General features: G+C 38.2%; 12 protein-coding genes and 1 pseudogene. 2 read left to right on the top strand and 11 right to left on the bottom strand.

Annotated features, from left to right (window positions below; translation table 11 throughout):
* Together CEV08_RS01025 and CEV08_RS01020 are read left to right on the top strand one after the other, a co-directional pair.
* A pseudogene (locus tag CEV08_RS01025) lies at positions 1-300 on the top strand (autotransporter outer membrane beta-barrel domain-containing protein); the annotation flags it as partial.
* Positions 301-479: 179 nt separating this feature from the next.
* The gene (locus CEV08_RS01020; protein WP_245407010.1) at positions 480-713 is read left to right on the top strand and encodes a hypothetical protein; all 234 of its coding nucleotides are present in this window, start codon (positions 480-482) and stop codon (positions 711-713) included.
* A 507-nt stretch (positions 714-1,220) separates the two neighbouring features.
* Here the strand turns inward: CEV08_RS01020 and CEV08_RS01015 are convergent.
* From CEV08_RS01015 to CEV08_RS00965, 11 genes are all read right to left on the bottom strand, one after another.
* The gene (locus tag CEV08_RS01015; RefSeq protein WP_100129928.1) at positions 1,221-2,003 is read right to left on the bottom strand and encodes an ABC transporter ATP-binding protein; all 783 of its coding nucleotides are present in this window, start codon (positions 2,001-2,003) and stop codon (positions 1,221-1,223) included.
* Positions 2,000-2,875: an ABC transporter ATP-binding protein gene (locus CEV08_RS01010; protein WP_100129927.1), complete on the bottom strand. Its 876-nt coding sequence runs from the start codon at positions 2,873-2,875 to the stop codon at positions 2,000-2,002. Before CEV08_RS01010 ends, CEV08_RS01015 begins: the two co-directional genes overlap by 4 nt.
* The gene (locus CEV08_RS01005; RefSeq protein WP_100129926.1) at positions 2,868-3,797 is read right to left on the bottom strand and encodes an ABC transporter permease; all 930 of its coding nucleotides are present in this window, start codon (positions 3,795-3,797) and stop codon (positions 2,868-2,870) included. The genes CEV08_RS01010 and CEV08_RS01005 overlap by 8 nt, the downstream gene beginning before the upstream one ends.
* A 2-nt stretch (positions 3,798-3,799) precedes the next feature.
* Positions 3,800-4,873 carry an ABC transporter permease gene (locus tag CEV08_RS01000; RefSeq protein WP_100129938.1) on the bottom strand — a complete coding sequence of 358 codons (1,074 nt, stop codon included), beginning with the start codon at positions 4,871-4,873 and terminating at the stop codon, positions 3,800-3,802.
* A gap of 110 nt (positions 4,874-4,983) precedes the next feature.
* A complete protein-coding gene (locus CEV08_RS00995; RefSeq protein WP_100129925.1) occupies positions 4,984-6,585 on the bottom strand; it encodes an ABC transporter substrate-binding protein in 1,602 nt (533 codons plus the stop codon).
* 383 nt (positions 6,586-6,968) lie between these two features.
* Entirely contained in the window at positions 6,969-8,594 is a 1,626-nt protein-coding gene (locus CEV08_RS00990) for an ABC transporter substrate-binding protein (protein WP_100129924.1), read from the bottom strand.
* A gap of 1,453 nt (positions 8,595-10,047) precedes the next feature.
* Entirely contained in the window at positions 10,048-10,674 is a 627-nt protein-coding gene (locus CEV08_RS00985; protein WP_100129923.1) for a DNA-3-methyladenine glycosylase I, read from the bottom strand.
* Positions 10,652-12,082 carry an exodeoxyribonuclease VII large subunit gene (gene xseA, locus CEV08_RS00980; RefSeq protein ID WP_100129922.1) on the bottom strand — a complete coding sequence of 477 codons (1,431 nt, stop codon included), beginning with the start codon at positions 12,080-12,082 and terminating at the stop codon, positions 10,652-10,654. Before xseA ends, CEV08_RS00985 begins: the two co-directional genes overlap by 23 nt.
* A 241-nt stretch (positions 12,083-12,323) precedes the next feature.
* The gene (locus CEV08_RS00975; RefSeq protein WP_100129921.1) at positions 12,324-13,949 is read right to left on the bottom strand and encodes an ABC transporter substrate-binding protein; all 1,626 of its coding nucleotides are present in this window, start codon (positions 13,947-13,949) and stop codon (positions 12,324-12,326) included.
* 349 nt (positions 13,950-14,298) lie between these two features.
* Positions 14,299-14,568, bottom strand: coding sequence for a hypothetical protein (locus tag CEV08_RS00970; protein WP_143434447.1), 270 nt, complete (start codon positions 14,566-14,568; stop codon positions 14,299-14,301).
* 276 nt (positions 14,569-14,844) lie between these two features.
* A complete protein-coding gene (locus tag CEV08_RS00965; RefSeq protein ID WP_100129919.1) occupies positions 14,845-16,476 on the bottom strand; it encodes an ABC transporter substrate-binding protein in 1,632 nt (543 codons plus the stop codon).
* Positions 16,477-16,503 lie beyond the last annotated feature (27 nt).

The raw sequence follows: 16,503 nt of genomic DNA, 5'->3' as shown, positions 1-16,503 counted from the left end.
AATGGTTGATCCGTGTTGGTGGACGTTTAACCAAAACCATTGCCACAGAAAACAACCGTCCTATGTCTTTTTATGGAAAAGTAAACTTGATCAAAACCTTTGGTGATGATCAAGCAATCCATATTGATAAGGATTATAAACGTGACCCCTCAGGGACTTCCCTTGAAGGTGGGCTTGGTATTAGTGCACAATTGTCCACTAATCTCTCCCTTCATGGTGATGTGAGTTATCAACAAAAGCTGCAAAAAAACCGGTATAAGTGGTGCAAGTTTTTCAGGCGGCATACGCTATCAGTTTTAAAGCAAGGCTGTAAAAACAGCCTATTCATTCTATTCAATTTAACAAAAAGGCAGTACAATAGGCTGCCTTTTTTATTCTTGACACTCTTTCATAAAAAGATCGTTCGAATAGCTTTCGTTGATTATCCCACAGCATCATCTCCATCAAGATTTATTGATTTACAAGGCTAGATATTGTTTTTGAAGCATACCAGATTGAAGGAGCTTCTCGTACACAAGGCAGAAAAGTGCTCTCGTTATAACCCTGCAAAGGCAGCTGTAGAAGGGGTTGCCAATTTTCTGGAATTGGGGCGTGAAGAGCGTGTGGCAGCCTTTGCGCAAAAGAATGAGAATTATGCACCAGAGCGGGTGATTATGCTTAAGGATGAGACTAAATTCAGTGATTATGAGAAATCAGCCCTTACGCTATCTTAGATATTGAATGGTATTTATCTCTCATAAACAAAAACGTCGCAAAGCGCTTTATCTCCAAGTGATAAGCAAAACTCCTAGAAAAAACACCTTATTTATTAAAAAATTCTCGCAACAGCTTCTTCTTCAAAGAATTTTATGGTCAATAAGAATTTAAAATTATAACAAAGATTAAAGACAATAAAAGAACCTACACTATAAAGTAATCAGAATTTTTTAAGAAATACAGCAATCTTTATCTACTAAACCGTTATTCTAATAAATAATGCTCAAAAACTTATAATCCAAAAAATAATGCAATAATATCAGATAAATACTGTATTTTTATTAAACAGCTGCATAACGCATAGACCTAATAAAAAATATTACAGTTAAAATCTCTCCTAGTAAATTATACTGGCTAACATTTTATACTATAAAAAATATCAAAGCTCTCTGTTTCTAAAAGAATGCAAAATACTTCTAGAAACCTAAAACAGAAAAATTTCATTTTTTCTTCTGTAAAATCGATCACGCTCTTTGCTCTCTATGGACAATAGGCTCAATACTGGCTTCAAAAAACTCCTTTGTATAATCATATTGCGCATGGAGGTTACGCAATTCATCATTGCTAAGCTCTTCAAGAATAATCCCTTTATGCATAATTCCAACACGTTCACAAATATGTGCAACAACAGCAAGATCATGGGATACCATCAAATAAGTAAGCTTTTTTTCTTCTCGTAAGGATTTCAACAAGTTTAAAATTTCAGCCTGTACCGACACATCCAATGCAGATGTGGGCTCATCAAGCAACAAAACCTCAGGCTCAATAATCAACGCACGAGCAAGAGCAATACGCTGACGCTGTCCTCCAGACAACTCATGAGGATAACGATAAAGAAATGAAGAATTTAAACCAACAGAATCCAAAGCATCCTCCACCCGCTCTCTTTGATTATCCATGCCATGGATTTTGAGCGATTCCGAAAGAACCGTATGGACCATTTTTCTTGGATGCAGCGAAGCATAAGGATCTTGAAAAACCATTTGAATACAGCGCAAAAAGCCCTTACTTCTTTTTTTTGCGACTTCTTCTCCAGCAAAAAAGAACTCTCCACTATATTCTGGAATAAGCCCCACCAATGTATTCAAGATCGTTGATTTTCCACATCCGGATTCACCAATCAGACCATAAGCTTCACCACGCTTAATATGAAAATTAACATTTTTAACAACTGTTACGGCCTTATGCCTATGCCCAAAAGTCACAGATAAATTAGAAACATCAATAATATTCTCGCAATTTGTCATGGAGAAACCTCCTCAACACCATTAACAATCGTAGGATTATGTAACCAATCAGGATCACGCTCAGGAACAGCCAAAACATCCACAGGATTATCAAGTCGTGGTAAACTCGCGAGTAAAGCTTTCGTATAAGGATGACAAGCATGAGACAAATTAGAAGCAGACAACTCTTCTAAAACGCGGCCCGCATACATCACCAAAATCCGATCACAAAAATCAGCAATCATATTCAAATCATGACTAATGAAAATAAGCCCCGTTCCAGACTTTGTCACAAGTTCATCTAGTACGGATAAAACTTGTCGTCTAACCGTAATATCAAGTGCAGATGTGGGTTCATCGGCAATAATTAAATCAGGTTTTGGAATAAGCATCATTGCAATCATCACACGCTGCCCCATTCCTCCAGATATTTCATGAGGAAAGAGACGCATTACATGTTCAGGATCACGAATATGAACAGATTCTAACATAGATATGGTGCGTTCCCGCGCTTCAGCTTTTGAAACACGGTAATGAATACGATAAGCCTCCATAATCTGCTCCCCAATCCGTATGAGTGGATTAAGCGAATATTTGGGGTCCTGTAAAATCATTGAAATACGCTTCCCTCGGATTTTTCGCATCTGAGATTCACTTGCCGTCAATAAATCAACATCTTCAAAGCGCATTTTTTTAGCTTTAACAATGGCTGCTTTTGGGCTCAACTTGAGTATTGCGCGCCCAGTCATCGACTTTCCAGATCCGGATTCACCAACAATGCCAACTTTTTCTTTTCCGATAGAAAAGCTAACGCCGCGCACAACTTCTGAAATGCCGCGCGTTGTAGGAAAAGAAATACGTAAATTTTCTACTTCTAATAATTTATTACCCATTACGTGGATCCAATACATCACGAAGACCATCACCTAAAAGGTTGAAAGCAAGGCTCGCAAATAATATTGCACAGCCTGGTATTGCTGCCAACCACCAATTTGTCATCATAAATTCCCGCCCTGATGAAAGCATTGCCCCCCATTCAGGACTTGGAAGTTGTGCTCCCAACCCCAAAAATCCAAGACCAGCAGCTGTTAAAATAATTCCAGACATATCTAAAGTTAATCGTACAATCACTGAAGGAATACACATGGGCGCAACATGAAACAAAATAATCCGCCAAGCAGAAGCCCCCTGCAAGCGAACGACAGAAACATAATCAGAAGAACGTATTGTCAAAGTCTCAGCGCGTGCTAAACGTGCGATTGGCGGCCATGCCGCAATTGAAATTGCAATAGAAGCATTTTCAATCCCTGGTCCCAATGCAGCTGAAAATGCAAGAGCTAAAATCAAACCTGGAAAAGCAAGAAAAATATCGACAATACGCATAAGAACAGTATCAACCCATCCCCCCATATAACCAGATACAGTCCCCACAATAAGCCCTATTGGACCGACAATAATTGTTGTGAGAAAGACAACATAAAGCGTAATACGAGAACCAAAAACAAGACGACTAAAAATGTCACGTCCTAATTCATCTGTCCCAAAATAATGTTCCATAGAGGGAGGCTGCAACCGATTTCCCAGATCATTGCTAAGAAAATCGTGCGTTGCAATCCAAGGAGCAAAAAGTGCACATATGATAATAATACAAATAATAAGCAAGCCGAATACAGCCGAAAAATTATGAAAAAACTTAATCAGTGCTTGATAAATTTTTTGTATATTCGCTTGAATTATGGACTGTGGAACAGGGTCGTTTAACCAACTGCCCAAAGAAGATGATGATTGTGATTTATAATGATTATTGACTGTCATATTCAACGTGTCCTTGGATCAAAAATGCGATAAAGCAAATCAGAAAATAAATTAATAGCGACAAAGATAAATCCTACAAGTAAAGTACATCCTACAACTGCATTCATATCTCCAGCGAGAAGAGCATTTGTCAAATAATGTCCAAAACCAGGCCAAGCAAAAACCGTCTCCGTCAAAACAGCTCCTTCTAATAAAAAAGCATAAGAAAGTGCAACAACGGTAATAACTTGAACAGCAGCATTCCGAAAGGCATGCCCCCAAACGGTTCGCGCCCACGATAACCCCTTTACACGCGCAGTAATGATATATTCCTGATTGAGTTGTTCAATCATAAACCCACGGGTCATACGACTAATATAAGCCATAGCCCCGAAAGCGAGGATCAAAGCAGGCATAATAATGTGACTAAAGGCATTCCCAAAAGCCTCCCATTGTCCTTGGCTTGCGGTATCCCAAAGAAAAAATCCTGTTTTGGGTTCAAAAGAATATTCATAAAGAAAATCAAGTCGCCCTGGACCACCAACCCAGCCAAGCTTAGCGTAAAATATCAACAACGCCATGAGCCCAAGCCAAAATGTCGGCGTAGAATAACTCAAGAGTGTAAAAACACGGACAACATAATCAATAAATGAATCGCGATACATTGCTGCAAAAACACCAAAGGGAATTCCAAGAGTTGTGCCAATAACAATAGCAACAGTTGCAAGCTCTAATGTTGCAGGAAATACGCGCATAATATCAGCTAAAACAGGACGCCCAGAAGTTAAAGCATCTCCAAAGTCAAATAAAAATACATTATGAAGATACTTCCAATATTGAACAATCAACGGCTTATCAAGACCCAGCTTATGATACATGGCATCATAAGCTTCCTGACTGATATTATCACCAAGAATAGATAGAACAGGATCAAGAGGAAGAAGATGACCAAGAAAAAAAGTAATCGTCACCAACCCAAGCAATGTAATAAAAACCGAAATAAGAAGTTTTAATCCCTTGGACAAAAAATCCCATACAAATAATTTTTTCTGCTTTTCTGATACAGCTCTCTCAGTCTCTGAAAGTGGCAAAACCATTATAAAAATCCCCTCTGTAGCGATAAAACATAAAGCAAACACCTTTTTATAGAATAAAACAACCCCTTATTAAGCGTGTTCTGCAAGCTTTCTCTATAACATGCTTCTTTTTATTTTTCTGCTTTATTGTAGTAAAGTCTGTAACTATTCCAAACCCATTTTTTGACATCAGGTCCCATACCAACGGTATAATATGTCTGAAATAAATAAACCATAGGACCATGCTCTAGCACATAATGCTGTAAAGTACGATATTGCATAATGCGCTTATTAGGGTCTTGCTCAAACAAAGCATCCATCACCATTTTATTAATATTTTCATCATAATATCCAGCGCGCCAAGCCAAATACATATTATGCTTTTTCGTAAATGTTGGATCAGGATTATATACATGATTCAATGAAGCAGGGTGTCCATCAGGATCAGCACTTCCCCACCCCATAAGTGCAGTATCATAATTTCCACCCCGCACACGACTCAACAATTGATTTTGCGCCATTTTTTCAATTGTAAGCTCAATACCAATTTTGCGTGCATTCGCTTGAATAGACTGCGCAACAGACGACATATAACTAAGACTTCCAACGAGAAGATTAGCTTTAAAACCGTTCGGATAACCAGCTTCAGTAATTAACTGTTTTGCTTTTTTCAAATCTAACTTAAAAGGCAGACCTTCTTTTTCATCCAAAGCGCCCGGAACACCCAAAGACATATAAGTTGCCCGAGGAATGGCAATTCCCTTCAAAATAGTTTTTCCAAGACCTTCATAATCAACCAAATAACGAAGTGCCAATCTGACCTTTTCGTTCGCAAAAACTGCATTCTTATTGTTTAACGATAGATAAATAATTTGTGGGCGCAAAACACGACCAATTTTGACCGGACCGCCTTTTTTTTCAAGATCTAAAATATCCTCTGAGGAAAGATCCCGTGCTATATCCACATCACCTTTTTCCAAAAGAAGTCTTTGGCTTGATGAATCCGCCACATGCCGCACAACAATCTGCTTAATTTTAGGCACATCCCCCCAATAATGCTGTGTAGCCTCTAACACAACTTTATCCCCTGGAGACCAACTTGCCAATTTATAAGGTCCAACACAAGCCGAATGTGTTGCTAAATACTTATTTCCCACATCACCGTTGATACTGTGCGTTTCAATTGTTTTGCGATCAAGCAAAGCAGAAGCATAAGATTGTCCAATAACGGTCAATACGAGCTGAATAGGATAGGGCTTATCTAATTTTAATTGTAAAGTCTTATCATCAAGAGCCTGAACATTTGCTTCAACATTATCTTTGGTAAACCCATAATCCATTAAAGATTGAGCATAGCTCAAACCTAATTTAATAATCCGCTGCATCGACCATACGAGATCTTGCGCCGTTGCTGTTCTTCCATCATCAAACTTTAAATCATCACGAAGATGAAAAACTATTCTTTTACCATTATCTAAAACATCCCAAGATTGTGCCATAGCAGGACGAATTTTTGTAGGATCATGCTCATCATATTGCACGAGCGCGCTGCAAATATTTGTCAATAACTCACTTGTCACAACCTCAACGGTTTGCGCTGGATCAAAACCGCTCATTGAATCGATATTCCATGCCATCACCAATATATCTTTAGATGAAGCACTGAATGCTGATACGATAGCCCCGTTTAAAAACCCCATTGTGCTTAATAAAACACAAATTCTTTTCAACATTCTTTTTTCCCCATTTTATCTCTTTCTTGTGTATTCTTTTACCTTTTCATACAAAATTATTATGATTTTTCTCTTTTATCTTTTAAACAGCATAGTATTAAACTTCAACTTCATTGAATCAAACTAAGCATCTATAAAGCAATTCTCTCATATATCAATTTATTATTTAGGACGAAGAGAATCTTTAATCATAAACAAAAACGCTCCCCAATATAACTTCCCCTCTTTCTCCCTCCTTATAAAGGACCTCAATCATATACGGCACAATACCCCACAATTTCATCCTCCTTAAAAAAACTGAAGAGCTCCTATATTAGGAGAATATTTTCATCATGCAATGATGATCAAGCTCTTTTTATCTTTGATGATACGAAAAGACACGCTTATTTTTCAATTTCATTATAAAAAATACGTGGCGTACTATTCCACACCCATTTTTTGACATTAGGTGTCATAGCGACAACACTATATTGTTGATAGACAAATGCATAAGGTCCCTTTCGCATCAATTCACGTTGTAAATCAGCATAGAGCTGTGCCCGTTTTTCTGAATCTTTCTGAAACAACGCCTCTTCAACTTTTTTATTCATATCTTCATCAAAATACCCATTTTTCCAACTAGGATAGGCTGTATTTTTTGCTTCAAAGCGATTATCCGGATTATAAACAACGCGTGAAGCCATGGTATGGGGGTCCATAGACCCGCTATTCCACCCGATAAAACTTGTATCAAAAGCTCGAGCATCCACCTTTGAAAACAATTGTGTACCTGCCAAACGCTCAATTTTAAGACGCACCCCTGCCTGTACAGCACTATCTTGAATAGACTGAGCAAGAGCTGAAATAGCAGGAACATTTGAAACAAGGAAATTTGCCTCAAAGCCATTTGGATAACCAGCCTCTGCTAACAGTTGCTTGGCTTTTTGAATATCAAGCTTAAAGGGCTGCCCTTCTTTTTCATCTAAAGCTCCAAAATTGCCAAGAGGAATAAAACTTGCCCGTGGAACACCAATATCTTTGAGAATCTTCTTGCCAAAACCTTCATAGTCTATGAGATAGCGCATTGCCAAGCGTACTTTTTCCTTAGCAAAAATGGGATTTGTCATGTTGAATCCCCAATACATCATGGTTGGCACCAACACCCTTTCAACTTTAATCTTTATTTTTTTTTGTAGATCTGAGAGATCTTCATGGGTCAAATTACGAGCAACATCAATATCGTTCTTTTGCAACAACAAACGTTGTGTTCCAGGCTCCGCAACATGGCGAATGAGAATCTGCTTCAGTTTCGGTGCTTCTCCCCAATAATGGGCGCTTGCACGCAATAAAAGAGATTCTCCAGGGCGCCAACTTTTTAATTGATAAGGACCAACACAAGCAGCATGTGCTTTCAAATACTGATTTCCCAGATCGCCATCTTTTTCATGCTTCATAATTGTCTTACGATCAAGCAAAGCTGTCACACGCGTTGCAACAATATTATTAAGAAGAAGCTTAGCTGGATAAGGCTTATCAAATTTCATCACCACTGTTTTTTCATCAGGGGCTTGCAAAGTATCATCAACATTTTGCTCTGTAATTCCATATTCATTAAAAGTTGTCGCATTGGCCATTTTTAATTTGACAACCCGCTTCATAGCCCAAACAAGATCATTACCATTGGCTGATCGACCATCATTAAACTTCAAACCATCGCGCAAATGAAAAGTAATCACCGTACTATGATCATCCCCAGAAACATCCCAATGGGTTGCTAGTGCTGGAACTATTTTTGTTGGATCATCTGAAGAAGTACTGACCAAATTATCACAAATATTATAAATAATTTCAGTTGAATAAATATCATTGCTTTGCGCAGGATCAAAGGTCCTGATAGCATCGAGATTCCAAGACATTACAAGAGTATCAGCCGGTGTTTTTGCTGAAGCCTGTTGTGCAACCACTGCAAGTGCCATAAAAAAAGAAACAAGAGAGCTGCTCCTTTTTAATATTTTTTTCTTTAAATTCATAAATTTTCCCCTTTATTTTTTATCAATTAATGGCACTGAAATGACTTGGAAAATTTATAATCATAAAGGACAAATCTATAATCATAAAGATTGAACAAATACCTTCTCATCACCTATACTGAATCATCTACTTTTAAATTCCACCCATTTTATCAATTCATTGATTAACAGCCCAATCAAACCATAGCGAACATGCAATATGTATTTTGCTAACCAATAATGACATTCTTTTCATAGATATCTCTTTATACACGCCAATAAACCTTATCAGCCCCTCCAATTAATCATCAAAACGACAAGCCTTATAGCCTGCAAAAAAGCTAAACGTGTTAACAAAGATAAAGAAACAATGAGAAGAACTATTCCTTCCAAACTTCATCTTCTGAGAGATAAAGCTTGCAATAAAAGAATACACATTAGAATGCGCTTTCTCATTAATCAAAACAAAATTCATTACACAATTCCCCCAAAGAAATAGCGTATATAAATCCTTCGAAACTTTAGTATGACCATTACTCTTCCACCATAAAAATAGAATAGCAAACAACACGCTGTAACAAAACGTTTAGTTCCAAACAGCAACATACAGAGATTTAACGACGCAATGTAGTGAATACCTGTCTGGCTGAGCTTAAGTATCCTCCCCAAAACTGGAGCTCACACGCAGAAAAACCCCTCTCTAATGAAAGAAAGTTATCAGATAATAAAACCGAACACAAGCAGCTTGAGTTATTTAACAATCAATTTTTCATTGCTGCATTTTGTTTTGTATTGCCTAGGCAAGTCTCAAGCAACCGACTACCATACAAATAAACTAACGATCATACAGCCCAAACAAAATATAACAATGCAACAACAGCACCCCATCTAAAAACCATTTTGCATTTTCCTCAATAAACATGAATAAAATATTCATTACTTATGATAAGTTATAACATCCATGTTATTAGCGGAAATAAAAATACCTCTTCTAAACCATTTCAAATGCCAAGCGCTTTCGCAATATTTTAAAGTGGGCAAAGTGTGTGTGATGGTACCGGCTCGTTCCTTCATAAGCGTAAGATAGCGATGCTCAATGATTTCATTATTATGCCATTCACAAGCATCAATGCGAAATGGACTTAACGGGCATTAAGAGATATTTTTTTTAAGAAAGCACGTAAATTGGCAATTGGGCGGCGCTCTGTTTTACATACAGGGTATCGCCATTATCTAACTTCAAATACATAACAGTTAAGATATTACGCCTTTTTGCATTTGTTTTTCATTTTTAAAATTACACTTTTATCATTTTAATGGCCAACAACAAAAAAAATCATTCTTATTGTATCGTTTGTATGCTCCAATTATCTTATACAATAGAATTGTATAACCTGCCCATTTATGAAACAATTCAATTATTATCCTATTGATCATTGCCCTTATGAGACATTATAATAGAGATTTTGCCAATTTATCGACAAAAACACCCTTCAAGATGATCATTGACAATCCCTACAGACTGCATAAAAGCATAACACATCGTGGGACCAACAAACATCCAGCCGCGTTTCTTTAAATCTTGAGACAGACGAAGAGAAGCAGGGGTTACAGGATTTGCCGAAAGTGTTTGAAAGTCTATCTTTTCATAACGCTCCGATTGTGATGGCTGAAAAGACCAAAAATAGCGGGACAAGCTCCCCCATTCTGTTATAATTTCCTGTGTTCTCAGTGCATTATTAAGCACTGATCGAATTTTCCCTTGATGGCGAACGATATTTTTATTCTGCATCAACATTTGCACTTTTTGCGCGTCATAATGAGCAATCTTTTCAAAATCAAAATCATCAAATGCAATGCGAAAAGAAGAGCGTTTTTTTAAAATCGTAAACCAAGAAAGCCCCGCTTGGAAACCTTCAAGACAAATTTTTTCAAACAAAGGGATATCCTCAAAAATAGGTTTTCCCCATTCGTTATCATGATAAGCACAATAAAGCGGATCCGTTCCTGCCCATGCACAACGAACTTTTCCATCCGCCCCCTTAAGAAGCCCTTGAGCAAGCATAATCTTCACCGTATTAAAACAGAGTTCCTTGGTCATCGCTTGGCGACTTTATTTTCTTGTGTTTTGGACGTATCGCAGAAAAAGGTTCTTGTGTTGCAACACGGATATCCCCATCAAAAAAACGTAAATTTATTTGTCCACTTTCAGGAAACTGCGCCAACCGTTTAATAGGTTTATGATCTTGTCCCAAAGCCAAAACAAAACCGCGCTCTAAAATATTCTGATAAGAAGTGCTTTTTAAAAGCCTACATGCCAACTCTAACGCCGCGCGTTGTTTTTCCACATTGCGCATAAAAGCACGATGAAGACGTGCCGTATATTCCTTTGTATGGCGTTGTGCTTTTTCACTCTTTAACAAACGGGGCGAAAGACGCAAATGAAGGGCATGAAAAGAAAAGCGTTTTTTATCGTAGCTCACACAAAGAGCACGCTGTAATCGACTTGAAATTTCATCAAAACCACGTCGCGGTAGAGCGAAAAGTTGATCGACAGTAGGAAGACCTCGTCTGGCTGCACGCAACTTTTGTTGATGAAAATCAAAAGAACGCGCAAGCCCTTTACGCAAACGTGCCCCAAGTGAGGCGACACTCACTTCAAGATCAAGCTTGACCGGAACAGCCCTTTCTGCAGCTCCTGTAGGGGTCGGAGCACGCCAATCAGCGACATAATCAATCAAAGTCCAGTCTGTTTCATGCCCAACAGCAGAAATAACGGGCAGGTCAGAAGCATAAACAGCACGCACAACAGCTTCATCATTAAATCCCCACAAATCTTCTAAACTTCCTCCTCCCCGTGCCACAATAAGGAGATCAGGTTTTGGAATAAGCCCTCCTGGTGCAAGTGCATTAAAACCTTCAACGGCAGCAGCCACTTCGCTCCCGCTTGTTTCTCCTTGAACACGTACAGGCCAAACCAAAATATGCAGCGGAAAGCGATCTGATATCCTATGAAGGATATCACGAATAACAGCGCCTGTTGGCGATGTTACAACACCTATAATTCGAGGCATATAAGGCAAAGGCTTTTTCTTTGCTTCATCAAACAAGCCTTCATCAGTAAATTTTTTCTTACGATTTTCTAGAAGAGCCATCAAAGCACCAACCCCTGTTGGTTCAAGAGCCTCAATGACAATTTGATATTTCGATGACCCTGGATAAGTCGTTAATTTTCCGACAGCAACCACTTCCATCCCTTCTTCAGGGGGAAATTTGAGCTTTTCCATCACGCCGCGCCAAATAACAGCTTCCAACCGCGCCTTATCATCTTTTAAAGCAAAATAAGCATGCCCCGAAGCATGCGCTCCACGGTAACCTGAAATCTCCCCCCGTACCCGCACATACCCAAACTTTTCCTCAACAACACGTTTTAAAGCCCCTGCTATTTCGGAAACAGTAAATTCCGCAACATTCGTTGCATTTGTTTTTTCACTCAATAAATTGACCATTTTTCAATTCACAGAATTTGAAATATTCAGTCTTAATATTTACACATCTTTAATAAGAATAACAGATCCCCTTAAAAGAGAATGTTGTAAAAGTACATTCTCTCTACAAGATATCCCTACATTATCCATGCTATCCACACATTACCCACGTGCGCTTCGACGTCTTGCAAAGTTTTTAAACCATATGCAAAACGCCGAAAATATCATGTTTACACTCTTTTTGTATTTTACAAGTAAAAAATTATTTTTCAATTTCACTATAAAAAACATGGGGAGCACTACTCCACACCCATTTTTTGACATCAGGTGTCATCGCGATAACATTATATTTCTGAAAGATAAATGCATAAGGTCCTTTTTGCATCAATTCACGTTGTAAATCAGCATAGAGTTGCGCCCGTTTTTTTGAATCTTTCTGAAACAACGCCTCTTCAACTTTTTTATTCATATCTTCATCAAAATACCCATGCTGCCAACTAGGATAGGCTGTATTTTTTGCCTCAAACCGATTATCCGGATTATAAACAAGACGTGAAGCCATGGTATGAGGATCCGTAGACCCGCTATTCCATCCAATAAAAGTCGTATCAAAAGCTCGAGCATCCACCTTTGAAAACAATTGTGTACCTGCCAAACGCTCAATTTTAAGACGCACCCCTGCCTGTGCAGCATTATCTTGAAGTGCCTGGGCAAGAGCTAAAGTAGAAGGGGTATTTGAAACAAGGAAATTTGCCTCAAAGCCATTTGGATAACCAGCCTCTGCTAACAGTTGCTTGGCTTTTTGAATGTCAAGCTTAAAGGGTTGTCCTTCTTTTTCATCTAAAGCCCCAAGATTTCCAAGAGGAATAAAACTTGCCCGTGGAATACCAACACCTTTGAGAAGCTTCTTGCCAAAACCTTCATAATCTATGAGATAGCGCATTGCCAAACGTACTTTTTCCTTAGCAAAAATGGGATTTGTCATGTTGAGTCCCCAATACATCATGCTTGGCACCAGCACATTTTCAACTTTAACATCTGTTGTTTTTTGCAAATCTGCAAGATCTTCAGGCGTCAAATTACGAGCAACATCAATATCGTGCTTTTGCAACAACAAACGTTGTGTTCCAGGCTCCGCAACATGGCGAATGAGAATCTGCTTCAGTTTCGGTGCTTCTCCCCAATAATGGGCGCTTGCACGCAATAAAAGAGATTCTCCAGGGCGCCAACTTTTTAATTGATAAGGACCAACACAAGCAGCATGTGCTTTCAAATACTGATTTCCCAGATCGCCATCTTTTTCATGCTTCATAATTGTCTTACGATCAAGCAAAGCAGTGACATGATTTGCAACAATATTATTAAGAAGAAGCTCTGCCGGATAAGGCTTATCAAATTTCATCACCACTGTTTTTTCATCAGGGGCTTGCAAAGCATCATCAACATTTTGCTCTGTAATTCCATATTCATTAAAAGTTGCTGCATCGGCCATTTTTAATTTGACAACCCGCTTCATCCCCCAAACAAGATCATTAGCATTGGCTGATCGACCATCATTAAACTTCAAACCATCACGCAAATGAAAAGTAATCACCGTACTGTGATCATCCCCAGAAACATCCCAATGTGTTGCTAATGCCGGAACTATTTTCGTTGGATCATCTGCCGAAGTACTGACCAAATTATCACAAATATTTTCAATAATTTCACTTGCATAAACATCATTGATTTGCGCTGGATCAAATGTACTGACTGCATCGAGGTTCCAAGCCATGACAAGAGTATGCGCCGGTGTCTTTGCTGAGGCCTGTTGTGCAATCATACCCAATACCATAAAAGCAGAAACAAGAGAGCTGCTCCTTTTTAATATTTTTTTCTTTAAGTTCATAGATTTTTCCCTCTCAAGTTTATTGTGTAAATTTTCCATGCAGAAAAAATGTGCAAAATAACAAAACCAAGCCAACCACAGGCTTTGAAAGACAAATTTTTGACAGCATCATTTGTCAACTATTTCTTCTCCTCCCACCTATAGGTTACCGCCAAACATGCAAAGGAAAATAATCTGATAGACAATGATCATCACCCATAACAAAAGCCACTTCATGATATCTTAATGCCTCCTATCGAAGACCATAAAAAGTTTTACCTTTGTTTTGTTTTTTGTTGAGCAAATTTGTCTCTTCTTTCTTCTAACATTTTTCTTATAGCGTCTTTTAATGTCATCACAGTACTCTCCCCTATTGTTTTAAGGACATTAATAACAAAGGGCCTTCATAAGAATTTGATATTTCGACAAACTTGCCAAGTGCAACAACCTTTATCCCTTCTTCAAGAAAGGATTTTAATTTTTTCATCATTCTCTGTAAAATAATACCTTCCCATTGTACCCTATCATCTTTCAAAGCAAAAGGAAACATAGGCATAGGCCCAATAAAAACCTGATATTCTTCATATCCCCCATAACAAAACTTTTCTTCGACAGTACAAAATCTTTTCTTCTTTAGCAATACTCAATGATGCAACAGTTATTGCACGGATTTTTTCAGCCAATAAATTGGCCCCTTTCAATTCAAAGACGTTGAAATATTCAATCTTAAAATCCATGCAAAAACATCTTTCATGAAAATGAAAAACCTCTTTAAAATAGAATATCTTAAACAAGCATTCAACAACATATCCCTCTTTTATTCATAACCTTTGACGTTTTGCAAAGTTTTTAAACAATACGCAAAACATCGAAGATATCATGATGATATTTTATATCTTACAACATTTAAAATATCCTATTTTTCAATAGCATGATAAAAAATACGTGGTGCACTATTCCAAACCCATTTTTTAACATCAGATGTCATCGCTATAGTATGATAGGTCTGATAAATAAAAGCATAAGGTCCTTTTTGCATAAATTCACGCTGCAAATCAGCATACATTTGTGCTCGTTTTTGTGGATCTTTTTCAAATAACGCATCCTGAACCTTTTGATTCATATCTTCATCAAAATAGCCATGGCACCAACTTGCATAGCCTGTGTTTTTAGTCTCAAACCGATTATCCGGATTATAAATAAGGCGTGAAGCCATGGTATGAGGATCGGCAGAGTCATTATTCCAGCCGTAAAAAATCGTATCAAAGGCACGTGCAGATAGTTTTGAAAACAATTGTGTCCCTACAAAACGTTCAATTTTAAAACGCACCCCAATCTTTTTTGCATTGTCCTGGAGAGACTGAGCAATAGGCAAAGCAAAAGGATATGGAGATGTCCCTGCAAAAATCCTAGCCTCAAAACCATCTGGATAACCTGCCTCAGTTAAAAGCTGCTTGGCTTTTTCAAGATCAAGTTTAAAGGGTTGTCCTTCTTTTTCATTCAAAGCTCCAAGATTCCCAAGAGGAATAAAGCTTGCCCGTGGAACACCAACATCTTTGAGAAGGGTCTTACCAAGTTCTTCATAATCGATCAGATAGCGCATCGCTAAACGCACTTTTTCATTGGCAAAAATTGGATTTGTCACATTGAACCCCCATATGATTACGGATGGCTCTAACACTCTTTCAACTTTAATATCCGCTGTTGCTTGGAGATCAGCCAAATCCTCTGGCTTCAAATTACGTGCAACATCGATATCATGTTTTTGCAATAACAAACGTTGTGTTCCAGGCTCCGCGACATGGCGAATGAGAATCTTATTCAATTTAGGCGCCTCTCCCCAATAATGGGAACTTGCACGCAACAAAATCCCTTCTCCAGGACGCCAACTCTCTAACTGATAAGGACCAACACAAGCAGAATGGCTTGCCAAATAGCGGTTTCCCATATCACCATTTTTTTCGTGTTTCATGAGTGTCTCACGATCAAGCAAAGCAAGAGTACGACTAGTGGCAAAATGGCTAAGAAGAAGCTCTGCTGGATAAGGTTTATCGAATTTCATCACCACCGTTTTCTCATCGGGTGCTTGAAAAGCCTCATCAACATTCTGCTCTGTGATACCATATTCATTAAATGTCGCCGCAGTAGCCATCTTCAATTTAACAACCCGTTTCATGCTCCAAATAAGATCATTGGCATTTGTAGGACGACCATCGTTGAATTTCAAACCATCGCGCAAATGAAAAGTAATCACCGTATGCTGATCATCACTTGAAACATCCCAACTTTTTGCTAAAGAGGGAACAAGTTTAGCTGCATTATCTTTAGCTGGTTCAACTAAATTATCACAAACATTGACAAGAACTTCATTACCATAACGGTCATTAATTTGTGCAGGATCAAATGTACTTATTGAATCAAGATTCCAAGCCATCACAAGCGTATCGGCAGGTGTTTTTGCTGAAGCTTGTTGCGCAAACATCCCCAGTGCAATAACAACAGAAACAAAAGAATTGCTTCCTTTCAATGTTTTTCCTTTCAAGTTCATAGACTTTTCCTTTTAACGTTTGTTGTA

Origin of the sequence: Bartonella tribocorum (assembly GCF_002778015.1) — a bacterium.
GTDB classification, from domain to species: domain Bacteria; phylum Pseudomonadota; class Alphaproteobacteria; order Rhizobiales; family Rhizobiaceae; genus Bartonella; species Bartonella tribocorum_B.
This window is presented reverse-complemented; position numbering and strand designations above follow the sequence as displayed.

Coding starts and splice junctions, on each gene's coding strand:
- CEV08_RS01010 (WP_100129927.1), bottom strand. CDS start 2,875: ATGGGTAATAAATTATTAGAAGTAGAAAATTTACGTATTTCTTTTCCT.
- CEV08_RS00995 (WP_100129925.1), bottom strand. CDS start 6,585: ATGTTGAAAAGAATTTGTGTTTTATTAAGCACAATGGGGTTTTTAAAC.
- CEV08_RS01000 (WP_100129938.1), bottom strand. CDS start 4,873: ATGGTTTTGCCACTTTCAGAGACTGAGAGAGCTGTATCAGAAAAGCAG.
- xseA (WP_100129922.1), bottom strand. CDS start 12,082: ATGGTCAATTTATTGAGTGAAAAAACAAATGCAACGAATGTTGCGGAA.
- CEV08_RS00975 (WP_100129921.1), bottom strand. CDS start 13,949: ATGAACTTAAAGAAAAAAATATTAAAAAGGAGCAGCTCTCTTGTTTCT.
- CEV08_RS01005 (WP_100129926.1), bottom strand. CDS start 3,797: ATGACAGTCAATAATCATTATAAATCACAATCATCATCTTCTTTGGGC.
- CEV08_RS00990 (WP_100129924.1), bottom strand. CDS start 8,594: ATGAATTTAAAGAAAAAAATATTAAAAAGGAGCAGCTCTCTTGTTTCT.
- CEV08_RS01015 (WP_100129928.1), bottom strand. CDS start 2,003: ATGACAAATTGCGAGAATATTATTGATGTTTCTAATTTATCTGTGACT.
- CEV08_RS00985 (WP_100129923.1), bottom strand. CDS start 10,674: ATGACCAAGGAACTCTGTTTTAATACGGTGAAGATTATGCTTGCTCAA.
- CEV08_RS00965 (WP_100129919.1), bottom strand. CDS start 16,476: ATGAACTTGAAAGGAAAAACATTGAAAGGAAGCAATTCTTTTGTTTCT.